The 24,452-nt window shown below is 47.0% G+C and carries 22 protein-coding genes; 13 read left to right on the top strand and 9 right to left on the bottom strand.

Translation table 11 applies throughout. The features are described from left to right. Window positions 1–166: 166 nt before the first annotated feature. A complete protein-coding gene (locus tag R7Q48_RS01135; RefSeq protein WP_318132116.1) occupies window positions 167–1,078 on the top strand; it encodes a LysR family transcriptional regulator in 912 nt (303 codons plus the stop codon). Here the strand turns inward: R7Q48_RS01135 and R7Q48_RS01130 are convergent. Continuing rightward, window positions 1,031–1,966, bottom strand: a complete 936-nt coding sequence (locus R7Q48_RS01130) for a LysR family transcriptional regulator (protein ID WP_025547532.1) — start codon at window positions 1,964–1,966, stop codon at window positions 1,031–1,033. The two genes, R7Q48_RS01135 and R7Q48_RS01130, sit on opposite strands and share 48 nt — an antisense overlap. Before the next feature lie 198 nt (window positions 1,967–2,164). Between R7Q48_RS01130 and grxB the strand changes: the two genes are divergently transcribed. Continuing rightward, window positions 2,165–2,794 carry a glutaredoxin 2 gene (gene grxB, locus R7Q48_RS01125; protein ID WP_318132115.1) on the top strand — a complete coding sequence of 210 codons (630 nt, stop codon included), beginning with the start codon at window positions 2,165–2,167 and terminating at the stop codon, window positions 2,792–2,794. Between the two features lie 10 nt (window positions 2,795–2,804). Beyond that, a complete protein-coding gene (locus R7Q48_RS01120; RefSeq protein WP_318132114.1) occupies window positions 2,805–3,929 on the top strand; it encodes an alkene reductase in 1,125 nt (374 codons plus the stop codon). Window positions 3,930–4,012: 83 nt separating this feature from the next. Here R7Q48_RS01120 and R7Q48_RS01115 read toward each other — a convergent pair whose 3' ends face one another. Genes R7Q48_RS01115 through R7Q48_RS01105 form a run of 3 tightly spaced genes read right to left on the bottom strand, consistent with a single transcriptional unit; the run spans window position 4,013 to window position 6,390 of the window. Continuing rightward, the gene (locus R7Q48_RS01115) at window positions 4,013–5,071 is read right to left on the bottom strand and encodes a zinc-binding dehydrogenase (RefSeq protein ID WP_318132113.1); all 1,059 of its coding nucleotides are present in this window, start codon (window positions 5,069–5,071) and stop codon (window positions 4,013–4,015) included. 4 nt (window positions 5,072–5,075) lie between these two features. Continuing rightward, entirely contained in the window at window positions 5,076–5,588 is a 513-nt protein-coding gene (locus R7Q48_RS01110) for a 2,4'-dihydroxyacetophenone dioxygenase family protein (RefSeq protein WP_064354540.1), read from the bottom strand. A gap of 40 nt (window positions 5,589–5,628) precedes the next feature. Then, window positions 5,629–6,390, bottom strand: coding sequence for an SDR family oxidoreductase (locus R7Q48_RS01105; protein ID WP_318132112.1), 762 nt, complete (start codon window positions 6,388–6,390; stop codon window positions 5,629–5,631). A 131-nt stretch (window positions 6,391–6,521) separates the two neighbouring features. Between R7Q48_RS01105 and R7Q48_RS01100 the strand changes: the two genes are divergently transcribed. Beyond that, complete coding sequence (locus tag R7Q48_RS01100; RefSeq protein WP_170890203.1) at window positions 6,522–7,544, top strand: helix-turn-helix domain-containing protein; 1,023 nt, start codon at window positions 6,522–6,524, stop codon at window positions 7,542–7,544. 20 nt (window positions 7,545–7,564) lie between these two features. Here the strand turns inward: R7Q48_RS01100 and R7Q48_RS01095 are convergent, their stop codons facing one another. Continuing rightward, window positions 7,565–8,998, bottom strand: a complete 1,434-nt coding sequence (locus R7Q48_RS01095; protein ID WP_080996739.1) for a PLP-dependent aminotransferase family protein — start codon at window positions 8,996–8,998, stop codon at window positions 7,565–7,567. Between the two features lie 285 nt (window positions 8,999–9,283). Here R7Q48_RS01095 and doeA point away from each other — a divergent pair, with 285 nt between their 5' ends. The 6 genes from doeA to R7Q48_RS01065 all read left to right on the top strand — a co-directional run bounded on the left by doeA (window position 9,284) and on the right by R7Q48_RS01065 (window position 15,950). Next, on the top strand, window positions 9,284–10,471 hold the full coding sequence (gene doeA, locus R7Q48_RS01090) for an ectoine hydrolase DoeA (protein ID WP_005373780.1): 1,188 nt from the start codon (window positions 9,284–9,286) through the stop codon (window positions 10,469–10,471). Window positions 10,472–10,525: 54 nt separating this feature from the next. After that, complete coding sequence (gene doeB / locus R7Q48_RS01085; RefSeq protein WP_005373782.1) at window positions 10,526–11,533, top strand: N(2)-acetyl-L-2,4-diaminobutanoate deacetylase DoeB; 1,008 nt, start codon at window positions 10,526–10,528, stop codon at window positions 11,531–11,533. Between the two features lie 124 nt (window positions 11,534–11,657). Continuing rightward, window positions 11,658–12,137 carry an Lrp/AsnC family transcriptional regulator gene (locus R7Q48_RS01080; RefSeq protein WP_005373784.1) on the top strand — a complete coding sequence of 160 codons (480 nt, stop codon included), beginning with the start codon at window positions 11,658–11,660 and terminating at the stop codon, window positions 12,135–12,137. A gap of 154 nt (window positions 12,138–12,291) precedes the next feature. Next, window positions 12,292–13,812 carry an NAD-dependent succinate-semialdehyde dehydrogenase gene (locus tag R7Q48_RS01075; RefSeq protein WP_318132111.1) on the top strand — a complete coding sequence of 507 codons (1,521 nt, stop codon included), beginning with the start codon at window positions 12,292–12,294 and terminating at the stop codon, window positions 13,810–13,812. A gap of 41 nt (window positions 13,813–13,853) precedes the next feature. After that, complete coding sequence (locus R7Q48_RS01070; protein ID WP_005373789.1) at window positions 13,854–15,257, top strand: aspartate aminotransferase family protein; 1,404 nt, start codon at window positions 13,854–13,856, stop codon at window positions 15,255–15,257. A 171-nt stretch (window positions 15,258–15,428) separates the two neighbouring features. Further along, window positions 15,429–15,950 (top strand): DUF2058 domain-containing protein, encoded by a 522-nt coding sequence (locus tag R7Q48_RS01065; RefSeq protein WP_005373793.1) that lies wholly within the window; start codon window positions 15,429–15,431, stop codon window positions 15,948–15,950. Between the two features lie 93 nt (window positions 15,951–16,043). On the opposite strand, the gene R7Q48_RS01060 is transcribed toward R7Q48_RS01065, so the two are convergent. From R7Q48_RS01060 to R7Q48_RS01050, 3 genes are all read right to left on the bottom strand, one after another. Further along, window positions 16,044–16,658: a LysE family translocator gene (locus R7Q48_RS01060; protein ID WP_005373795.1), complete on the bottom strand. Its 615-nt coding sequence runs from the start codon at window positions 16,656–16,658 to the stop codon at window positions 16,044–16,046. Window positions 16,659–16,735: 77 nt separating this feature from the next. Beyond that, entirely contained in the window at window positions 16,736–17,128 is a 393-nt protein-coding gene (locus R7Q48_RS01055; RefSeq protein WP_318132110.1) for a ribosome recycling factor family protein, read from the bottom strand. Between the two features lie 19 nt (window positions 17,129–17,147). Beyond that, complete coding sequence (locus R7Q48_RS01050) at window positions 17,148–18,017, bottom strand: LysR family transcriptional regulator (protein ID WP_005373812.1); 870 nt, start codon at window positions 18,015–18,017, stop codon at window positions 17,148–17,150. 105 nt (window positions 18,018–18,122) lie between these two features. Here R7Q48_RS01050 and R7Q48_RS01045 point away from each other — a divergent pair, with 105 nt between their 5' ends. Together R7Q48_RS01045 and ansB are read left to right on the top strand one after the other, a co-directional pair. Continuing rightward, entirely contained in the window at window positions 18,123–19,379 is a 1,257-nt protein-coding gene (locus tag R7Q48_RS01045; RefSeq protein WP_005373814.1) for an adenylosuccinate synthase, read from the top strand. Window positions 19,380–19,748: 369 nt separating this feature from the next. Beyond that, window positions 19,749–20,813, top strand: coding sequence for an L-asparaginase 2 (gene ansB / locus R7Q48_RS01040; protein ID WP_167415723.1), 1,065 nt, complete (start codon window positions 19,749–19,751; stop codon window positions 20,811–20,813). A gap of 76 nt (window positions 20,814–20,889) precedes the next feature. Here the strand turns inward: ansB and R7Q48_RS01035 are convergent, their stop codons facing one another. Next, the gene (locus R7Q48_RS01035; protein WP_005373820.1) at window positions 20,890–21,726 is read right to left on the bottom strand and encodes a pyruvate, water dikinase regulatory protein; all 837 of its coding nucleotides are present in this window, start codon (window positions 21,724–21,726) and stop codon (window positions 20,890–20,892) included. A 251-nt stretch (window positions 21,727–21,977) separates the two neighbouring features. On the opposite strand from R7Q48_RS01035, the gene ppsA reads away from it, so the two are divergent. Next, window positions 21,978–24,350, top strand: coding sequence for a phosphoenolpyruvate synthase (gene ppsA / locus R7Q48_RS01030; RefSeq protein ID WP_318132109.1), 2,373 nt, complete (start codon window positions 21,978–21,980; stop codon window positions 24,348–24,350). Window positions 24,351–24,452 lie beyond the last annotated feature (102 nt).

Here is a 24,452-nt window from a genome sequence, read left to right as displayed (position 1 = left end):
GGAAAATAGGAAGTCAGGAGCGAGCTATAGATAACATCTATACGTCAAACCCCAACAGTGATGTAGATCTATGAAATGCGCATAATTTCAATCAAATGAGATTACAGATTTGTGATTTATAAATGAAATTGTGCAAAATACCCCTCGTTCTTAGAGGGGAAAGAAAATGGACAAATCTCTGCAGCAATTTTTACTGGTTGCACGCTGCCAAAGCATCAGTGCTGCGGCAAGAATGGCAGGTTTAAGCCAGCCAACGGTAACAAGCAATTTAAAGAAGCTGGAAGAGAATCTCGGCGTGACGCTGTTTGAACGTCACCCTAATGGCATGGTATTGACCGAATACGGACGCATCCTCTATCGCCATAGCAACGCGATGCAGCATGAATACAACCAAATGATGCAAAGCATTGATGAACGGAAACAATACCAAGTCGGAAAAATTAAAATGGGTACTGGCGATGCGTGGTGGCCGCTGTTCGTCAAAAAAGCACTCAATGAACATCTGAGCAAGCAGCCATCGGCATCTACGCACGTCGAATTTGGCAACCACTTAGGCTTGATGGATTCATTAATCAACGAACAGATTGAATTCTTCATCGGCCACGAGATTGTCGGATTGTCGTCTAAATGCGATGTTACGTTTATTCCGCTATTTCAAACGGTTGATGCCTATTTTGTTTCCCCAAACCACCCACTTCTAGGGAAAACCGTCACCGAAGATATGCTGCACGAATACCCCGCTCTTTCGGTCACTTATGACGCTAAGAAATTCGCTCACGTCATCGATAACCCAATCCCGAAGCAAAATGAACGCGAAAGGCAGCAACTGGATGACAGACCGACTTACGAAGTGGATTCTCTGCTCGCCAGTATTGATGTACTGAAAGAAAGCGTCGCGGTGATGTCTTATACCCGCCACCTCAAACCGTATTTGGAATCCTTTGGCTTACGATGCTTAACCATGGAAAACGAACCAAACCCTGGCACCGTCGGGATTTATCGCCACCGCCGAGAAACCTCTGAATCGCATCTAGAGCTGATTGCTGGCATCACTCAGCGCGCTAAATTGCTCAACTAGAAAGTCCAAAAACAGGCGAACTCTTTTCGGTTGATATTGACGGCTTTGATAAATGACATGCAGATCCGCTTCAGCGCCTTGCGAGAAGGCGCTGAAGTTTTTCATATACCCATCCAAAACCGTTACTAAACGTTGTTGTTTGAGGTCTTGCTGAATATCTAAAATCGATTTCAACGCAATCCCCGCACCGTCCAACGCCCATTGTCGAATCACTTCACCATCATCAGAAAATCGCTTTGGCGTGACCGTGATCGTTTGGTGAGACTCTTCATCTTTAAAGTGCCACGTTTTTAATTCTTCATTGCTGCGCACCATCGCTAAGCAGCGATGATCCGCGAGATCTTGTGGGCAGTTTGGGACACCTTGCTTCGCCAAATAATCAGGTGACGCGCACAGCACGCGTTGACTCGACGCCAGCTTGCGCGAGATGAGATTGCTGTCCGCTAACTCGCCGTAACGAATCACCAAATCGAGCCCCGATTCAGCCAAGTTCGATAAATTGTCATTAAGATAAAGATAAGGCGTCACATCCGGATATTGCTCAGAAAAAGCCGACACCATCGGCGAAATAATTTGTTTGCCAATATCTCGTGGAGCTGAAATTTTCAACGTTCCGCGCACTTGCGAAATACCCGTTTGCAGCAAGTTTTCCGTCTCTTTCACGCTATCAATGATGTTCAGACAAGCTTGATGGTACATTGCCCCTGCGTCCGTGAGTGATACGTGGCGTGTGCTTCGGTTGAGCAGCTTTACGCCATAGCGTTCTTCTATCGCTTGCAGCCTTGCCGTTACCGTCGCCGGAGACAAACCTAACTCCCTTCCCGCCGCTGCCAGACCTTGATGTTTAACGATGCTGACAAACAACGTCATATCCGAAAACTTATCCACCTTCGCGCCCTTATTATTTGGAAAAACTGAATAATCAATTCAGATATAACCCAATTATCAAATTAAGTCGAATCCATATACTGACCCTATCGACATTGTTTAGACCCAGAACGTTATGTGACAGGGCAAAGTTAAACGCCGTAACGCTGTTCAACGCACAACAACACGCCCTGCCCAGCCAGAGATAGGAAACAAAAAATGAAACTGTACATTTATGAGCATTGCCCCTTTAGCGCCCGCGTCCGTTTTGTCGCAGGCATGCTGAATATTCAGCTCGACGTCATCAACATTGCTTATGACGACGAGAGCACCACCACAAACATCATCGGCGCCAAACAAGTTCCTCTTTTGATCAAAGACGATGGTGAAGCCATGGCGGAAAGCTTAGACATCATCAACTACTTCCTTGAATTGGCATCTTCCAATGAAAGCAGCCAACCCTCAACACCGGTTTTAGACTGGCAAAAACAAGCGTTTTTACCGCTACAAAAAGTCGGGTATCCGCGTTGGTCAAACATGACGTTACCGGAATTTGCAACAGAAACCGCGAAACAAGCATGGCGTGCAAAAAAAGAAACCGAAGCGTTAAATTTTGAAGCCTTGATTAACGATACACCTGCGATTGCGAAAGAAGTCGCCGCTTTGATAGAACAAACCAAACCCTTGCTCAACCTAAGTTCAGAAAAGCAAACGTCACTGGTTGATCAAGCCATTATGTTCTCCATTCTACGCGGCTTTTTCAGTGCGCCCGAAGTGCAATGGGCTCCAGCCGTACTTCATTGGATGGCAACCGCTCGTAAAGCGACCAACGTGCCAGTACTTATCTAAGGAGCGCATCATGAAACAAAGAACAAATAAGCTGTTTGAACCAGCTCAACTGAAAGCGTTGTCACTACAAAACCGTATTGTCATGGCACCAATGACTCGCGCACGCACCACTCAGCCGGGCAACATCCCGAATGAGATGATGGCAACGTATTATCAACAGCGCGCTTCTGCCGGGCTGATCATTTCCGAAGCCACACAAATTTCGGACGATTCTCAAGGCTACTCGTTCACCCCTGGCGTTTACACCGATGCGCAAGTGGCGGGCTGGCAGGGTGTGACCCAAGCGGTCAAGTCACAAGGCGCAGCGATGTTTTGTCAGCTATGGCATGTGGGCAGAGTGTCTCACCCAACATTCCAAAATGGTGAACAACCTATCGCGCCATCTGCGCTCGCTCCGGTAGAGACGCAAGTTTGGATTGCGGATGAACAAGGCAACGGCAATATGGTCGATTGTGTTGAGCCACGCGCCATGACACAAGCGGATATCAACCGAGTTGTCGGTGATTTCGCGAACGCAGCCAAACGCGCTATTGAATCGGGTTTTGATGGTGTAGAAATCCACGGCGGGAATGGGTATCTGATCGATCAGTTCTTAAGAACCAATTCAAACCATCGAACAGACAACTACGGCGGTTCACGAGAAAATCGTATCCGTTTTCTTATCGAAGTAGTGGAGGCAGTTATCGCCGCTGTTGGTGCGCATCGAGTTGGAGTGAGATTGGCACCATTTATTACGTTTAAAGATATGGACTGCCCAGATATCGTGCCAACAATCTTGGAAGCATCAAAACAACTGCAGGATCGTGACATCGCCTACTTGCACTTGTCCGAGGCTGATTGGGCCGATGCACCAACGATTCCAGAGACGTTCCGAATCGAACTTAGAAAGCGCTTTCGCAACGCTATCATTGTCGCAGGTCGCTACGATCCTCAACGAGCAAACGAAGTGTTAGAGAAAGGCTACGCGGATCTTGTCGCATTCGGACGGCCATTCGTAGCAAACCCAGACTTAGTCTCTCGCTTACAACATCACCATCCGTTGGCAGAACTCGATGGCTCAACGTTGTTTGGCGGAAACGAACGAGGCTACACCGATTACCCTGCTCTGCAACGGGAATGCGCAGAACAAGCCTAACAAAAAAAGCCCCAACCTAGCTGCTACGGTTGGGGCTGTCACCAAACTAAAATTGGTTTTAGCTAGCTTAATCTGGCTAAGAGTTAAATCACTTCTAACGCGCCGCAGCGCCAAGGTTCAATAACGACTTTGATGTGGTCATTTGGCGTCATTAACTGTGTAAATGCGTCTTCGACACCGTCGATTCCCACTTTGGCGGTGAGCATTTTCTGCCAAGGCAACTTATGTTCGGCAATCGCTTGTAGGCATTGCTCAAACTCGTGCGGTTGGTAGTAGTAAGAGAATCTCAAGTCGAGCTCTTTTACCGTCGCGTACGCGTAGTTAATGATTGCGGGTGTCGTATGGATACCCGAGATGACGATTCGCGCTCGGGCAGGGGCGCGGCGCATAAAATCGTCAATCAAGGTATGCTTGCCCACACATTCATAAATGACCAGACGTGAGTTCATCGCGTACTGCTCACCAACGGCGATCTCGTCTTCCTTGGTCGGGTTGATCAATCGATTTGCGCCAAACTCGCTGGCAAGTTGCAGCTTTTCTTCCTGAAGATCGACCGCAAGAATATTGCTGACGCCACGTTGTTTCAGTGCAGCAATCACCGCCAGCCCTATAGGGCCGCAACCGACAACCAGCGCTGTTTCTTCCGTTTCGATTTCACTGCGGTTGACCGCGTGCAAACCGACCGCTAGTGGTTCGGTTAATGCCGCCGCCTCAGACGGCATTCCGTCTGGCACAGGTAGCAATAACGCTTCATCAAGCAGGAAATACTCAGAGTAAGCGCCATAAGTACCCGGAGTAACACCAACGCCCGCGCCATTTTGGCTGAGCAACATCGGCACTGAGGTGACTCGGCTACCAACGGACAACGTTTGCTGCGTATCGGCACCGTATTCGATAATTTCCGCGCAGAACTCATGCCCCAACATCACTTGAGCGTGCTCACCGGCTTCATCAGGCATCAACCCGAGCTGGTGGAATACATCAAATACCTCATCCGCGTGTCGAGTAATGTGAAGGTCGGAGCCACAAATGCCACAAGCTAGACTACGAACCAACACTTGTCCCGCTGCAGGTTTGGGGATTTCGACTTGCTTCAGGCGGACACTACCATCCTGCATTATGATACTGTTCATCTGTTGCATGGGGTTACTCCGCTAGCTCATCGCTTAGGCCAGCAATCGCACCCGGTTTGATGTAGCGCGCAGTGAAGCCTTGTGCTTTCGCTGTTGCAATAACAACTTGCTCAATCCAACCCGCATCCATGATATTGATGAAGTTACCTTCTTCGTCAAAGTTAATGTTTGCACCAGTGATCACCATAAAACCGTCGGCACCGCCTGAGCTTTCAGGGCAGTGGAAGGTATGAATCGAACCGCCCGGCTCATATAAGTAGCTGCCAGCGGTTTGGACTTGAGCTGGGTATTCAATGTAGTGCCAAGCGCCACTCAGCGTATAGAAATGCACCACACCAGTGTGGAAGTGCTTAGGCAGAGTGATACCCGGTTTGAATTTGGCACGAATCACCCAAGTACCGTTTTCTGGGTCAAGAAACAACGGGTAAACATCCACACCCGGTAGCGCGTCTTTGATGAGCGACTCCTCATTGGTATTAAGAGTTAATAAGAAATCTTGGTGCTGAATAACTTCTGGTAATGACATAACTTACATCCTCGCTATTGCTGTAATGTGGCGTACTCGCCTATCCCATAAGTGGGTACTTAAAATTCTCGAAACCGTCAGATGCGCTGATGGTACAACCGTTGATACAGTTGGCTTTCTCGCTGACCAGAAACGCCACCACATCAGCAATCTCTTCTGGGTGTGTGAAGTTTTGACGCATCTGTTCTTTGCGGATGTGGTCCCACAGGCCAATCTCTTCGTATTGCCTTAACATCGGAGTATCAACGCGTCCCGGAGCGACAGCGCAAACACGAATACCCAATGGTGCGAGTTCTAATGCGGCGCATTTGGTCATCATATCGACTGCGGCTTTACTGACGTTGTAGGTAAAGGTCATCTCAGACGCCATTCGTGCGTAAACAGAAGAAGTATTGAGGATCACGCCCGGCGTGCCTTGCGCTTGGAATTGTCTTCCAGAGGCAAGAATGCCGTAGTAAACGCCATTTTGGTTGACCTTAGAGATCGGCTCAAAATCGGCAATTGGGTCGTGGTCAAGCAGAGGTTTCGGTGCACCGATGCCCGCGTTGTTGACCATGATGTCAAGCGAGCCAAACTGTTCAACCGCGCACTTCACCATAGCTTCAACTTGTTGGTAATCGGTGACGTCCGCGACAAAGGTTCCCAACTGCTTTGGGTCAAAACTTGTGTACATTTGCAATGATTGTTCTGAAATATCGACAGCAAGCACTTTGGCTCCTTGCTCTCTCAGCTTTGCAATGATGGCTTGGCCAATTCCACCAGCTGCCCCAGTCACAATGGCAGTTTTATTGATAAGTTCCATACTGCTTCTCATCCATGCGTTGTTGTTATCGAAATGTAACTTAGATCAACTCACTGGCACTCACTTGACCTTTTACGAAGTAAATTTGATACATTGCGATTTACAATCTGTTAACATTTAAAAATCGAGACATGTATATCGTACGAAGTGGCGCTGCCGATAAATTTGATAGCTTGGTTTCCGAACTGGGGCAGAATCCGGTTGAGATTATGGCTGCCGTCGGGCTGTCTGCGGCGCAGTTTCGCAATCCCGATACGTATCTCGCCTACCCTAGGCTGGCTGAATTGCTGGAGGAAGCGGCTGCTCGTTGTAAGCAACCGCTGTTTGGTGCGTTGCTCGCCGAGCGCCAAAACCTGCAAAGTTTAGGTGATTTGCCGATGTTGGTTTCCCGCGCAGAAACGGTCGGTGAAGCCTTGGTGCGGGTGAATGATTTTCTCTATCTGCATTCGTCAGGAGTCACTCTCAACATGACGCCACAAGATGATTGGGTACGGTTGTCGCTCAATATTGATGTGCACAGCGAACGCGGTATCGCGCAGTTGATGCAGTTGAGTGTGTCGCACTTAGCCATGTTTGTTACGAGCTTACTTGATATTGAAGCGAGCCACTTCTCTTTACACCTCAACCAACACGCCAGCTTCGAGGCAGAACAGAGCGCATTTGCCCAGCAGAACAAACTGCGTTTCGGTGATAAGTTTGACGGTATCCTACTTAAAGCGAGTCTACTTAACGCTAAGAACCACCAAGATGAAGACGCACTAGAGCGCCATTTTCAGCAACACCTCAAAGAGCTGCAGACCCGTTACCCTAATAATCTCAGTGACCAAGCGGCAAATATGATTGGCCGTCTGCTCTCAACCGGAGAATGCAGCGTTGAGCGCGTTGCAAGAGCATTGGACCTGCATCCGAGAATGCTGCAAAACAAGCTGAAACAACAGGGCACAAATTATCGGCAGCTTTTACAACAAGTGCGTCAGGATTTCGCCGAACAGCGATTGCATGAGAATATTCAGAGTATTACCGATATCGCGTTGCAACTGGGCTATGCAGAAACTGCGGTCTTCAGCCGCCACTTTCGCCGTTGGACGGGGAAATCGCCGAGGCAATGGCGACAAGAAAAAACTCAGTTACAAACGTTTAAGTCCATCAGATAAAAGCATAAATAACCTATCGCTCAAACCAAAAAATGTGAGGTGGGAGGGTTGGTATCGAGAATTTCAGCAATCACAGATAACCCGTGTTTGATGTAGCCTCGGTTTGTTTCTGCTCCCAAGCTGATTCGCACGTAAGGCATTGGCTGATTTGTATCGAGAACAAACGGTTTATATCCAGTGATCTGCACCCCTGAACGCTTTGCCGAAGCAACCAGGTCATCGCTATTCCACTGCTCGGGTAGTCTCAACCAAATGTGTTGTCCATTCGGGTGCGAGCTATAAACATGCCCTTCTAAAGCGGCTTTTGCTATTCGCTGTCGCTTAGCAAACTCATTGACTTGAAAGCGAATAAGTCGATTTAACGTACCGTTTTCGATCCACAAATGAGCGACTTCAAATGGTAATGGAGTCGCAGACCAACTCGTTGCCGCTAAACGACCAATCGCGTGCTGCAAAAAATGACGTGGGACCGTCAGATAGCCAGTGCGCATGCCTGGCGCTACAACTTTGGTTAAACTGGTGACATAGAAAGCTTGTTCGGGTAACAATGTGGCAAGGGGTGGGACACGGTTAGGTTCTAGTGCTCCATACACGTCATCTTCAATGACATAGATGTCGTATTGCTGCGCAATATTCGCTATCGCCTCTCGGCGTTCAACATCCATATGCGCACTAGTCGGGTTAGCCATGCTCGGTGTGCAACACAATACCTTGATTGGTTTGTGTTTACATGCCCATTCAAATGCATCCGGCGTTATACCAAACTCATCCATTTCAAGTGGTTGCAACTTAAATCCAAGCATTCTCGAGCGAGAGATCAAGCCATGATCAACCAAGTGACCACAAGCAACTAAATCACCGTGTTCAACAACTGTGCTTAAAGCCAACGTTAAACCATGGCATGCTCCATTTGTGAGTAATATTTGATCGGCACCCACATCCAACCCTTGGCTACTTAGAAATCGTGCTCCTGACTCAATATGATGAGGCTGACCTGTTACCGGTTTTGCTTTACTGATCAAACCACGATTGTTTGTTTGCCCAGCAATCTCCATTAACGCCTGATTAAAAAGCGTAATGTGGCGATCGGTCACCACTGGATGTGCAATCGACATATCAATTTCATCCGGCGTTTCTTTCATCTCTTGTGTCAGCATGAACTCCGTGTCCGTACTTTCATCCACAAAACCTGATTTGACAAAAGTACCATTCCCAACCCAAGACTCGATCGCCCCTTTTTTCTCTGCATAACCATATGCATGGCTCACCGTTTGTACGCTGACGCCAATTTGCTCTGCAAACTCACGATGTGTGGGTAATCGAGTCCCCGGTTTTAGATAACCACTGCGGACACATTCGACAAGATAGTTACCAATGGAGATGTATTTAGCGGTGCCTGGCCGAATGATCGGGTTCAAAGAAATTGTCATGACACAATATTTTAATTGATTCATTTTTAACGCTCATTGTAACTTCCATTTAACAAATGGCGAACTTTAACTCACAAAACGAGGTGAAATGCACAAAAATAAACCACAATTGTAATGATTGACATGAAATGTATGGGTTAAACAAACATGTTAAACAGCATCGTTTAATCCAAATACAACCCCAGAGGTAAATTGCAATCATTTTTAACGCAGATCTGGCTAGCTGGTAGAAGGTAGAAGGTAGAAGGTAGAAATACCTCAGCGTCTCCGAAGGCCCATAAGGCGTCGGATTTCTAACAAGGAGAAAATATGAGAGGCGTTGCTTTGCATTTTACACTGGATGAGTTCCAGGATCGGTTAACGAAAGTTCGGCAATCGATGGAAGAAAGAGAATTGGATGTCCTTATCATTCATGACCCTTCTAACATGGCGTGGCTGACAGGCTATGATGGGTGGTCTTTTTACGTGCCACAATGTGTCGTTGTTGGTCCATCTGATGAACCTGTTTGGTTTGGACGCTGCCAAGATGCCAACGGAGCATACAGGACTGCGTATATGTCGGCAGAAAACATTACCTACTATCCAGACCATTATGTAATGAACCCGCCGTTACACCCGATGGATTTCCTGGTCGAAGCCGTACTGGCTCCGCGCCTTTGGGATCGTGGTCGCATCGGCGTAGAAAAAGATAACTATTACTTTAGCGCCACCGCTTACGAATCACTCACTACGCACCTACCGAATGCTCAACTTCTCGATGCAACTGGACTAGTCAACTGGTGCCGCGCCGTTAAATCCGATCAAGAACTGGCATACATGTACCGTGCCGCTCGCATTGTTGAAAATATGCACCGCGTCGCGTTCGACATGATTGAACCAGGATTACCGAAACACCACCTTGTTGCCGAGATTAACCGCCAAGCCGTGCTCGGGCATGAAGACCACTTTGGCGATTACACCGCGATTGTGCCGCTTTTGCCATCAGGTTCTGATGCTTCCGCACCTCACCTGACTTGGGATGACAGACCCTTCAAGAAAGGCGAAGGGACGTTTTTTGAAATCGCAGGGGCGCACCGCCGTTACCACTGCCCACTCTCACGCACTATTTTTCTTGGCGAGCCTGACGACAAGTTCAAACGAGCCGACGAAGCCCTGACTCTAGGACTTGAAGCGGGCTTGAAAGTGGCAAAGCCCGGAAATACCTGCGCCGACATCGCCAATGCACTAAACCAGGTTCTCGATAAAGCGGGATTCTCACGCGAAGGTGCCCGTTGTGGCTACCCAATAGGTTTGAGCTACCCACCAGATTGGGGGGAACGAACCATGAGTTTGCGAGACACCGATAAAACCATCTTGAGAGAAGGCATGACATTCCATTTTATGCCGGGGCTGTGGTTCAAAGATTGGGGGTTAGAAACAACGGAAAGTATCGTCATTACCCATGATGGAGCAAAAACGCTGTGTGACTTTCCACGCCACTTATTTGTTAAACACTAATTTTTCAAACCTCAGGCTCTGTTGAGCTAGGTCTGAGAACTAAAAGGACTTGATATGCAAAAAAGCTCGATCACAGCCACCATAGACTTTGACCGAGAAGGTGTACAGCACGGCTTTTTAACGCTGCCCTATTCACATGACGACTCCGCTTGGGGAAGTATTATGATACCTATCACCGTGATCAAAAATGGTCACGGACCAACCGCACTGCTTACTGGCGGTAATCACGGAGACGAATACGAAGGCATCACCAGCCTGCTAAAATTGACGAACTCGCTTCAGGCAGATCAAATCCAAGGTCGTGTCATTATTGTACCCATGATGAACTTACCTGCGGTACAAAATGCCTCACGTACGTCGTTTATCGATAAGGGGAATTTAAATCGCAGCTTTCCCGGCAACCCCATAGGCACAGTGACCGAGAAAATTGCGGATTATTTTACTCGTTACCTAGTTCCTAAGTGCGATTTTGCGTTAGACATTCACTCAGGTGGTAAAACGTTAGATATCGTTCCGTTCGCCGCTGCCCATCGTCTCGACAATCTCGATCAAGAAGAAGCCTGCATATTAGGTGCAAAACTGTTTGGCGCACCTTACACCATGATCTTGCTCGAAATGGACGCCACCAGCCTGTATGACACTGCCGTGGAGTCTCAGGGAAAAATCTTTGTTACCACCGAACTAAGAGGAGGCGGAACCAGCACTCCAGAAACCATCGCTTATTCCGACCGTGGCATTCGCAACTTCTTACGCTTCTCAGGCAACTTGCCCGGTGACTACGAACAACCAACCCAACCAACTAAGTTATTAGATATGCCTGATGCAAGTTGTTATGTGCAAAGCCAACACCACGGCATCACAGAATACTTATTTGATCTTGGCGATACCGTCAAAAAGGGCGATGTATTAGTGAGAATCTTCTCGACCGAGCGCACAGGTACCGCCCCCGTTGAGTACAAGTCACAGCGCAATGGTATTTTCGCGGCGCGTCGTTTTCCTGCTATGGTGAATATCGGTGACACTATCGCAGTTATAGCCGAAGACTGCGGCGAGATAGGCTGATTGAAAAACCAACTAAAGAAATCAAAACAAATGGCATACCAGAAGCAAACTGGAAAGCAACTTATAACAGCGACCAGTCATCAGCCTTTCATGAAATGATTAGTATTCTACAGGGAGACTCATTATGCGCCTCGATCGCTACGACGTAAAAATTCTACAAATACTTCATGATAATGGTCGTATCACCAAATCTCACCTTGCCGAGGCCATCAACCTATCCGTGAGCCCTTGTTGGGAGCGTGTCAAAAAACTGGAAGAAGCAGGCATCATTGAAGGCTACGGAGCAAAAGTAAATACCGATATTTTGTTCAAACGAACGTCAGTTATGGTTGAAGTTACGCTCAAAGAACACAACGCCCAAGCGTTCAAACGCTTCGAGCAACTGGTACAACATTCACCAGAAGTCACTGATTGCTATGCCACGGGCGGTGGTGTCGATTACATCCTTAAAATTCAGTCAGAAGATATCGACCAATATCAGCGGCTTATCGACAACTGGTTAGACTCAGATGTGGGCATTGAGCGCTACTTTACTTACATTGTGACAAAAACAATCAAACGTGATGCGGGCACATTCGAAGTAAACCAAAACGCTTTGTTATAAAGGGAAAATGCGCATCAGGCGTGAACAGAAAAAACACCATATTTAACGGCACTAAAAAGAAAGTTCTGACGTTTTAAACCTCGGTATCAGAAATTATTTCGGTCACTTCTCCATTACAGTTTCATTATGGACAACGATGCTGGGAGAAGGACTCATGGCAGCACTGCACAGCTTACACGCTGAAGAATTAAAAGCCTCGCACGACATGATGTCGATAATGAAAGACGTACGTTTGGTGAGAGGTTTAGCGTACGTGAATGGCAAATGGGTAAGTGGTGATCAATTTCATCCGGTGGATAATCCAGCAGATGGCACGGTCATCGGTTACATCACTAAGCTATCTCAGCAACAACTCTATCAAGCGATTGATGAAGCCGACCAAGCCTTTCGTCAATGGCGAAAAATGCAAGCAGAAGAACGCGCTGAAATTCTCATGCGTTGGCACGATCTGATTTTAGAATCAAAACAAGACCTTGCTCGTTTGATGGTTATGGAGCAAGGCAAAATATTAGGTGATGCTTTGGGTGAAATCGACTACGGCGCATCCTTTATTCGCTGGTTTGCAGAGGAAGCACGCCGCAGCTATGGAGAAACCATCCCAAGTCATATCCCGAATGCGCAACTATCGACGGTACGCGAGCCGATTGGTGTCGCAGCTCTGATTACACCATGGAATTTTCCTAATGCCATGATCACACGCAAAGCCGCAGCCGCACTAGCAATAGGCTGTCCGGTGCTCATTAAGCCCGCCAGTGAAACGCCTTTTTCTGCGTTAGCGTTGGCAGAGTTAGCAGACCGAGCTGGCTTTCCACCTGGTGTATTTAACGTTATCACTGGCGATGCGATGATGGTGTCACAAACCTTGTGCCACTCCGATAAAGTCAAAGCGCTCTCGTTCACAGGCTCAACTCGAGTAGGCAAACTATTGCTACGCGACGCGGCACAAACCGTGAAGAAGTGCAGTATGGAGCTCGGTGGTAACGCCCCTTTCATCGTGCTGCCAGATATGGATGTCGAGCAAGCAGCCAAAGCCGCCGTGGATGCGAAGTTTCAAACCGCAGGACAAGACTGCTTGGCCGCAAACCGTATTTTCGTCCCTGACGATAAGTACGAAGCGTTTTTGGAAGCGTTTGCCAAAGAAATGAGCCACATCGTTTTGGGCAATGGCTTAGACGAAAAAACCACCATGGGACCGCTTATTAATCGCACTGCGGTGGATAAAGCGCATGATTTGGTGCGTGACGCGCTCGACAAAGGCGCGCGATTGGTAGCGGGATACCACCAGCCCGTGCCAGGCGAAAACTTCTTCGCGCCGACATTGCTAGCCGATGTAACCCCTGAAATGGCGGTGTATCGCGAAGAGAATTTTTGTCCTGTGGCAGGCGTATTGCCTTACCAAGACTTAGATACCGTGATTGAAATGAGCAACGACACTGAGTACGGCTTAGCTGCCTATGTTTATGGTCACGATATTCACCAAATTTGGCACTGCATGCGCGGTTTGGAGTTTGGCATGGTGAGCGTGAACTCCGTCAAAATGACAGGGCACCCTATCCCATTCGGCGGCGTGAAACAGTCTGGTCTTGGACGAGAAGGAAGCTGTCACGGATTTGAAGAATACAGCGAAATCAAATACTGCTGCTTAGGCGCTTTACCAACCGTCAGTGGCAGTTGAGACACGAAATATGGATATCCAATTATTCGAGGAGAAGGATCATGAGTAACAAAACCCAACAACTTTTAGAGATCGATCGTCAGAGAGTATTTCATGCCTCAACCCACCTGAAGCAGTATGCGGCCGGGGAGCTTTCGGGAAGAATTATCTCGAGCGGAAGCGGAATACGCATCACCGATTCAGAAGGCATCGAGCTGATAGACGGCTTTGCCGGGTTGTATTGTGTGAACATTGGCTATGGCAGGACTGAAATGGCCGATGCGATTTATGAACAAGCCAAAGAACTGGCGTACTACCACACTTACGTCGGCCATACGAACGAAGCGCTCGTGACACTGTCAGATCGCATCATCAAAATGGCGCCTGAAGGCATGAGCAAAGTTTACTACGGCATGTCAGGCAGCGACGCGAACGAAACTCAACTTAAGTTGGTGTGGTATTACAACAATGCTCGTGGTCTACCAGAGAAGAAAAAAATCATTTCGCGTGACCGCGGCTACCATGGTTCAAGTATCGCGTCCGGTTCAATGACAGGTTTACCGTTGTTCCACGCCCATTTTGATTTACCACTTGAGCGTATCAAACACACCATCGCGCCATATTATTATCGCCGTGAAGACGAGAGTATGTCTGAGCTTGAATTCTCTCAATATTGCGCAGATCAACTCGAAGCGATGATCTTGGAAGAAGGCCCAGAAACGGTAGCAGCAATGATTGCGGAACCAGTGCTCGGTACTGGCGGTATTGTACCACCACCAGCAGGGTACTGGCAGGCGATTCGCAAAGTACTCGACAAATACGATGTACTCTTGATTGCGGATGAAGTGGTGTGTGGCTTTGGTCGCCTCGGCTCCGATTTTGGCTCACTCCACTACGACATGAAACCAGATCTCATCACGGTAGCGAAAGGGTTAACCTCAGCGTATCAACCGCTGTCTGGCGTGATCGTCGGTGAACGAGTTTGGAGTGTGCTAGAAAACGGCACCGACCAATGGGGCGCTATCGGACACGGTTATACCTACTCTGGTCACCCAATGGGGGCGGCAGCCGCGAACTGCAACCTCGATATCATTGAACGTGAAGGCTTAGTGCAAAACGCGGCCGAAGTCGGCGCTTACTTGCAGCAACGTATGGCGGAGACGTTTAACGATCATCCATTAGTCGGTGATACTCGTGGCGTTGGCTTGTTGCATGCGTTGGAGTTTTCTTCAGACAAGCTCCGCAGAGCACACTTTGATCCAAACTTGAAAGTAGGCCCGCAAATCGCGGCAGCCTGTTTAGAGCAAGGCTTAATCGCTCGCGCCATGCCACATGGTGACATCCTCGGTTTTGCTCCACCGCTTATCGCGAACCGTAACGATATAGACACCATTGTCGACAAAGCGCATCAAGCGGTAAACAAAGTGATGGATAACCTCGTCACATCTAAACAGTGGCAGCCATAACCCACCTAGATTTCAGTGACGCTCGCGGGCTTTGGAGAAGGCCCGCTTTGCACTTTCGTTAAAGAGATAACAAGCCAACCAAACATTTTAGACCCATAGGAAGCACTATTATTTACTACAAGTGGCAATAGTGGGTAAAATGCCCAAAATTGCGCACTAACTGGATAAAACATGGCAAAACTTACCCTTCAAGAACAAATGCTGAAAGCTGGCTTAGTTAATGAAAAGAAACTAAAGAAAGCGAAGAAAGGCTCTAAAAAATCACGCGTTCAAGCACGCGAAGTAAAAGCGGCGGTTGAAGAGAATAAACGCCAACAGTTAGAGCGTGATAAACAATTGAGCGAGCAGCAAAATGCTGAGCGATTAAACAAAGAGATCAAAGCGCAAATCAATCAACTGATTGAGATGAACAAGATCGAGCTAAAAGATGGCGACATCAAATACAACTTCACGCACGGTACGCTAGTGAAATCACTTTATGTAGATTCACTTATCCGCGAACAGTTGATCAAAGGCATTTTGGCTATTGCTATTGTCGGTGAAAGCTACGTTGTAATTCCGCGCGGAGTAGCGAATAAAATTGCTCAACGTGATGAATCCGTCATCATCGAACAGAAAGAAGCAGAATCTGAGATTCCGGCAGAAGACGATCCATACGCAGATTTCGTCGTGCCTGACGATTTGATGTGGTAACAATAAATTAATCGATGCATCAACGAAAAAAGCCGCTGATGTAACATCAGCGGCTTTTTTTATAGAAAAATAATCTACAGAGATGATGTGTTGTTATTGCTTACTTAGTAGCAAATTCGCACCTGATGCGGCTAAAAACAACGAACATCCGCGATTGAAACGTTTCGCCATTTTTGGATTTGAAAACCAGTGTCTCAAGTACAAACCAAAGATGGAATAGATTGAAATGGCGACCATTTCTAATATCAAAAACGTGGAGCCAAGGGCAAAAAACTGCTCTTGAACGTTGGCATTGGCATCAACAAATTGCGGCAAGAATGCAGTAAAAATAAGAATCGCTTTCGGGTTGCCAGCAGCAAGCGTAAATTCTTGCTTCGCCAGTCCTGCGTAGTTGCGCGAATTGTCTAAGTCAGAGATCGGGCTGGACTCTGAGCGCCAAAGGTTAAACGCAATCCACAGTAGATACAGCGCCCCTACCAGCTTTATTGCCAAAAATAGCATTTCTGACGTATACAAAATCACAGCCAGACCTGATGCAGACAACGCAATCATCGCTGAAAAAGCAGCAATTCTGCCTAAACTGGCCGTAAACGCGGCCCTAAAGCCGTAACAACGAGCATTATTCATTGCCAATAAATTGTTTGGGCCTGGAGCCATATTGAGAGCAAAGCAAGCAGGAATAAAAAGGAGAAGCTGCCAAATATCCATAATAAAATGGTCTTAGTGAGTGATTTTGATCGGTACCCTAACATCTGTTAATAAAGTGAGTAAACCACAAACCGATCTTAAAGCAACTCAGCATCAAATCGTGCCGTGCGAGCTTGAACTAACGTGCAGTTCGTTTCAGCCATCAGCTCCGCTAAGGTGATGTTTGGGTTTTGTCTCACCAAACGTATCAACTTCACGTCCAAAGGTTCCAATTTGTCTTGGTGAGCAAGTAGAGCTTGTTCGATTTTGTTGATCGCAAATCGCATCGTCTCTGCTTCTTCGTTTTTGAGATGCTCTAAAAACGCTTTTACATCCAAAGCCTCGCCTGAGATTTGCCAGTGACGAGATCGTCTAATTCGCTTAAGATCGCACTGTTTTTCTGCTGCGAGTGTTTTCGCTTGCTTGGCATGGTCGCCCCCAATACGGTGGATCAAGGATGGGAGCGAAATCGTAATCTTCGTCTCTTTCATGGCCTTTTCTTTCATCGTCTTAGCCCTCAACCACCGACACATTCTCGCCAACCCAAGCCAACAACTGTTTTGCCGCTTTGGATAACACCTGATTTTGACGCACGATGTAGCCGAAATCAGTGTTTGGAAAACTTGGCAAAGGCGTAACTTCACGAGAAAGCTTTAATCTCGGATCGAGCGAGAAATCCGGCACAATAGCAGTCCCAAACCCCGCTTCCGCCCAGTCGATTTGTGCTTCCACACTGCCCACTTCCATCACGCGATGCTTAGGCAGATTTAGTTCAGGTAAAGACGCATCAATCAGCTCTCGGGTTCGAGTATCGTGCCCTAGCAGGATCAGCGTCTGGCTCTCTTTTCGATTGTCTTGCCACTCAAAAATGTTATCGCCAAACGCACACCAGTGAATTTGCGTGAGAGGCGTAAAATGCAGCGGTTGACTCTCTTTTTGTGCGATAACAAAGCCGATATCGGCACGCGCACTTTTCACCAAATCCACCGCTTGAGAAGATGTGGTATTGAACAATGCCAAGTCGATCCCCGGATATTCACTTTTGAATTGCTGAAATGGTTTGATAAGCAGTAAACGTGAAACAATATCGCTCGCCGCAATAGAAAGCGTCCCCTGCGTAAGATCGTTGATGGCATTGAGATCCGACTGACAAATTTGCAGCTCATTAAGCATCCGCTGCGCCGTAGCTAACAAACGCTTCCCCGCTTGCGTCAACTGCACGGGATTTCGCTCAATCAATTTCGTGCGCGTGGCTTGCTCCAACTGCTTGATATGCAAACTTACGTTCGGCTGCGTCATGTGCAGTTCCGTCGCTGTTTTACCAAAGTGTTTTACCTCTGCAAGAGTTACGAAGGTTCGCAGCCAGTTCAAATCTAACATTGCCAATTCCGATATGAGATTCTTATCAAGTTAATGAGTATAATTAATTTCTCTTATTATGGCGAACACCTTAAGATTTTTGCATCTGTTTTTGGAGATTAAATTATGTCGTCTATCGTTGTTGTGGGTGCAAACTGGGGTGATGAAGGCAAAGGCCGCATCGTTGACTTTTTGGCAGAGCAAGCTTCTGCGAGCATTCGTTTCCAAGGTGGTAACAACGCGGGTCACACCGTGGTTAACGATCTAGGTACGTTCAAGCTGCACCAGCTTCCAAGTGGCGTATTCAACCCTGACTGTTTGGCAGTGTTAGGTCCGGGTATGGTTATCAGCCCTGCGTTGCTGTCTCAGGAGATTGCGGAAGTTGAAGAAGCGGGCGTAAAAGTGAATATGTGCATCTCTGATCGCGCAACACTGTGTCTACCTCTACATGCACTAGAAGATACGCTAGAAGAACAACGTTTAGGCGACAAAGCATACGGCTCAACTCGTCAAGGTATTGCACCTGCTTACGGTGACCGCGTAATGAAGAAAGGCATCCTAGTTGGTTGGTTGAAGCAACCAGAAGTATTGGTTGAACGCCTTCAATTCATGATGGATTGGAAACTGCCGCAACTGCGTGCACTTTACCCGACGTTCGAGTTTGAACAAACCGCTGAAGAACTGGCGAACTGGCTGCTAGAAGTCTCTGCACCTTGGCGCGATTCAATTTGCAACGTAACGCTTCCTCTAAAAGAACTACAAGCGAAAGACAAAACTCTATTGTTCGAAGCGCAGCTTGGCGCGGGTCGTGACCTTGTTTACGGTGAGTACCCTTGGACAACATCTTCTAACGTTGTATCAATGTACGCGGGTATCGGTAGTGGCCTTCCGGCACTTCGTCCTGAACGCGTTATTGCGGTTGCAAAAGCCTTCAGCTCATCAGTGGGTACTGGTACGTTGATCACTGCAATGGAAGAGCAAGACGCTTTCCGCGAACTTGCTGGCGAGTTCGGTGCAACTACGGGTCGTCCACGCGACATGGGCTACTTCGACGCAGTCGCTACGAAAAATGGCGTTGAACTGCAAGCCGCAACTGAAATTGCACTAACGAAAGTAGACTGTTTGACTGGCCTTAACGATCTGAAAATCTGTGTTGGCTACGAAGGCGACCACAGCGAAAACCCAATCTGGCCTCAAACTGCCTCTCTTGCGCCAATCTACGAGAAGATGGAAAGCTGGAGCGAGGACATCACAGGTTGTCGTAAGTTTGAAGAGCTTCCAGTAGCAGCACAGAAATACGTTCTACGCATTGAGGAACTCATGGGCGTACCAGTAAAAATGGTGTCTGTGGGTCCTGGTCGTGAACAAATGATTATGCGATAAGATGTGAATTAACACATCATTGGCAAGCGGCTTTTATCTGTTCCGGGGTAAAGCCGCTTTTTTTACACTGTAAACTTTGGAAAATTGCACGGCTAAATTCATGTTTAGTAACCTCATCACGAGACTCCTACCTCCTTTATTTATAAATCAATAAATTATAGGGCTTAACACGTTGTGCACGTTACTAGCACATCTCACTTGTTAAAGAAGCACGTCAATTAGGTTAACTGGTTGATTTGATATTCTTTAAGTGATTAGTTGATCACGATCTTCATCTGCAATTTGTTGAACTAGTACTCAAAAAATCTAACCCGCTGTTTTTAGGATAGATGAGTTCCCCAACATCCAACCTAACAGCAGGTGATTCCCATGACGAAAAATATTTTCCGCCTCAGTACGATAACCCTTGGTTTGTGCCTTAGTTCTTTGTCTTTCGCGCAATCCGATCTTCCGAACATTAAAATTCTTGCCACTGGCGGCACCATTGCAGGCGCAGGTCAATCTGCAACCGAGTCAAACTACACAGCAGGTAAAGTCGGCGTTGAATCATTGATTTCTGCGGTGCCGAGTATGACCAAAATTGCCGATATTTCTGGAGAGCAAGTGGTCAGTATCGGTTCACAAGATATGAATGATGAAGTGTGGCTAAAATTATCGAAAAGAGTTAATGAGCTACTCGCTCAAGATGATGTTGACGGCATCGTCATTACTCATGGTACGGATACGTTAGAGGAAACCGCTTACTTCCTTGATCTGACCGTCAAGAGCAAAAAGCCTGTCGTGATCGTTGGTGCAATGCGTCCTTCCACCGCAATGAGTGCTGATGGACCAGTCAACTTATACAATGCAGTCGTAACAGCCACCGATGAAGATTCAGAAGGACGTGGCGTGCTAGTCGCAATGAATGACACGATTTTCGATGCGCGAGATGTGACAAAAACCAATACAACCTCCGTCAGCACTTTCCAGTCACCCAACTTTGGTGCTATCGGCTACATTCATAATAGCGATGCCAAATATCAACGAAGCCCAGAGCGTAAACATACGACAGAAACCCCATTCGATGTATCAAAGCTTACTAAGTTGCCTAAGGTCGGTATTGTTTATAACTATGCAAATGCCTCCAATTTGCCAGTGAAAGCCTTTGTGGATGCGAAGTTTGACGGCATCGTAAGTGCTGGTGTCGGTAATGGTAACTTGTACCACACTGTGTTTGATGAGCTAGAGAAAGCGAGTAAAGATGGCGTTGTTGTTGTAAGAAGCTCCCGAACGCCTAGCGGCTCAACCACTTTGGATGCTGAAATTGATGACGAAAAATACGGCTTTGTTGCCGCTGGTACATTGAACCCACAAAAAGCACGTATCTTACTGATGCTGTCACTGACTCAGACCAAAAACTATCAAGACATCCAAAAGATGTTCCAATACTATTAATTCTGTCTAAGGTTCATTCGATAGAGGAGGTATACATCTTACCTCCTCTTACACATAGCGACATGAGCGTCTCTTGTTAGCCAAACAAGCGACGCTTCATTCCTGCTTTTTCCAGAATACGCGTAGTAATTTCCTCAACAGACAGAGAGGACGTATTGATATATGGGATCGCCTCTCTTCTAAACAACGCCTCAACAGTGTCTAGCTCCAGCTTACACTGCTCTGTGCTAGCGTAATCACTTCCAGACAAACGATTTTCACGGATTTCAGTCAAACGTTCAGGGTCGATAGTAAGCCCAAACAACTTATGACGATGGATCTCAAATTCAGGCAACAAACGCATCATCTTCACATCTTCCGCAATGAACGGATAGTTCACAACACGTAAACCAAATTGCATCGCCATATACAAGCTAGTCGGCGTTTTTCCACTGCGCGACACGCCAAGTAAGATAATATCAGCTTGCTCCAACCCTTTTAGCGTAATGCCATCATCATGCGCCAATGTGTATTCAATGGCCGCAATACGGTCAAAATAGGTGTCGGAATCTTTCCCCACGCTGCGAGAACGCTGCAACTTAGGCTTTGGTGCCATCTGAATGTCGTCTTGCACTTTCTGCACAATGCTTTCCAAAACATCGTAACTGTATGCCGGCGCTTCAAGCAGCATTTCACGTACTTCTGGAACGACAATTGAGAAAAAGACCAGAGGTTTGACGCCATTGCGCTGGTAGGAAGTTTCAATTTCTTTGACTACGTCAGTAGCTTTGTCCTGGCTTTCTACAAACGGAAAGGTTTTTTCGTTAGGAATGAACGGAAATTGACCGAGAACAACATGCCCTAATGTCTCACATGTTATCGCCGTACCGTCAGAAACATAGAATACATCACGACTTTGGTTATTTATTTGCATTTCTGTTTAATTTTTCAAAATCTTTTGAGTAGGATGGTACACATAATATTAATAAATCAGTTTGGCTTTCAGTTAGGTTCACCACAGCTTTAAAAATTCTTTTGAATTTTTTTCAGCCAGAACGTAATCGTTTGCCTTTGATATCAATCTAAATGAAGCAATGTATGGTCAACGTGTAATAACAGCCAACATGCGATTGTTTAGATCGATTTAAGTCCCCCTACTAAGCTGCAATGTTTCTGGAGAAAGACATGCAAAAGAACACCCTCTGGTTCAATGGCCTATCCATGGATGATGTCGACAAAGTCGGCGGTAAGAATGCTTCACTTGGCGAAATGGTTTCTAACCTAGCAAACGCAGGCGTTTCTGTACCAAATGGTTTTGCGACAACCTCATACGCGTTTAACCAATTCCTTGACCACGAAGGTTTGGATGAGCGTATTCACCAATTACTCGATGAACTAGACGTTGAAGATGTAGAAGCTCTGCGTAAGACAGGTGCAAACATTCGTCAATGGGTATTAGAGGCCCCTTTCCCTGCGGACCTTGAACAAGAAATTCGTGAAAATTACCAAGAACTGATCGAAGGCAATCCTGAGCTTTCAGTCGCAGTTCGTTCATCTGCTACGGCAGAAGACCTACCTGATGCTTCTTTTGCTGGTCAGCAAGAAACGTTTTTGAACGTGAAAGGCATCGACGCAGTACTAGAAGCAACTAAGCACGTTTACGCTTCTCTATTTAACGACCGTGCGATTTCTTACCGCGTTCACCAAGGGTTCGACCACCGTGGCATCTCGCTATCTGCGGGGATCCAACGTATGGTGCGTTCAGATAAAGCCTCGTCGGGTGTTATGTTTACACTAGACACTGAATCGGGTTTCGACCAAGTTGTCTTCATCACCTCTTCATGGGGTCTAGGCGAGATGGTCGTTCAAGGTGCAGTAAACCCTGACGAGTTCTACGTTCACAAGCCAATGCTTGAAGCAGGCGAACACCCAATCGTTAAGAAAACATTTGGTTCTAAGTTGATCAAAATGATCTACTCAGATAACCAAGAAATCGGCAAACAAGTTGATAACGTTGATACTTCTGATGAAGAGCGCAACACGTTCTCATTGAACGACGACGAGATCAAAGAGCTCGCAAAACAAGCAATGATCATCGAAAAGCACTATCAGCGTCCAATGGACATTGAATGGGCAAAAGATGGCATTGATGGCAAGCTGTACATTGTTCAAGCGCGTCCTGAAACCGTATGTTCACAAACGGAACAAAACGTGATTGAGCGCTACGAGTTACAAAACAAAGCGGATGTTTTGGTTGAAGGTCGTGCAATCGGTCAGCGCATCGGTAAAGGCGTGGTTCGCTTGGTTGACTCTCTGGACCAAATGTCTTTAGTCCAAGAAGGTGACGTGCTAGTTACAGACATGACTGACCCAGATTGGGAACCAGTGATGAAAAAAGCATCTGCAATCGTAACCAACCGTGGTGGCCGTACTTGCCACGCTGCCATCATCGCTCGTGAGCTTGGTATTCCTGCAATCGTTGGCTGTGGCGATGCGACAAGCAAGTTAACCGATGGTGCAACCGTGACCGTATCTTGTTCAGAAGGTGAAACGGGCTACGTTTACCAAGGTGAACTTGAGTTTGATGTAAAACGCTCTTCTGTTGATGAACTGCCGCTGCTACCAACAAAAGTCATGATGAACGTGGGTAACCCTGATCGCGCGTTTGACTTCGCACAAATTCCAAATGAAGGTGTTGGTCTTGCGCGTCTTGAATTCATCATCAATAAGATGATTGGTATCCATCCGAAAGCATTACTTAACTTTGATGCACAAAGCGATGAGCTAAAAGCAGAAATCACTCAGCGTATTCGTGGTTACAAAGATCCTATCGATTTCTACGTAAGCAAACTGACAGAAGGTATCGCAACCATTGCTGCGGCATTTTGGCCGAAACGCGTTATTGTTCGTATGTCTGACTTTAAGTCTAACGAATACAGCAACTTGGTTGGCGGTAAAGCATACGAACCGCATGAAGAAAACCCAATGCTTGGCTTCCGTGGCGCGTCTCGTTACATTTCTCCAGTGTTTGAAGACTGCTTCGAGCTAGAAACTCAAGCAATCAAACGCGTTCGTAACGAAATGGGTCTGAAAAACGTTGAAATCATGATCCCATTTGTGCGTACACCAAGCGAAGCAGCATCAGTGATTGATTTGCTAGCGAAGTTTGATCTGCGCCGTGGCGATCAGGGTCTTAAAGTCATCATGATGTGCGAACTGCCATCCAACGCGGTCCTTGCCGATGAGTTCTTGAAGTACTTTGATGGCTTCTCGATTGGCTCAAACGACATGACTCAGCTAACGCTTGGACTTGATCGTGACTCTGGCGATGTTGCACATCTATTTGATGAGCGCAACCCAGCGGTTAAGGTGATGCTTCAGATGGCGATTGATGCGGCAACAAAAGCAGGCAAATACGTTGGTATTTGTGGTCAAGGCCCATCAGACCACGACGACCTAGCGGAATGGCTAATGGATCAAGGTATTAGCTCTGTATCACTAAACCCAGATACGGTTATCGATACTTGGTTAAAACTCGGTAAAGTTAGCAGCAAGTAACACACGATAAACTCTAGCCCTCACACTCCCCTTGTGAGGGCTTTGTTATTCACACGTCATTTCACAATCAGTTCGTGATTCCTCTCTCAAGTTCGTCATTTA

It is taken from the genome of Vibrio sp. 378 (genome assembly GCF_033339435.1).
This window is presented reverse-complemented; position numbering and strand designations above follow the sequence as displayed.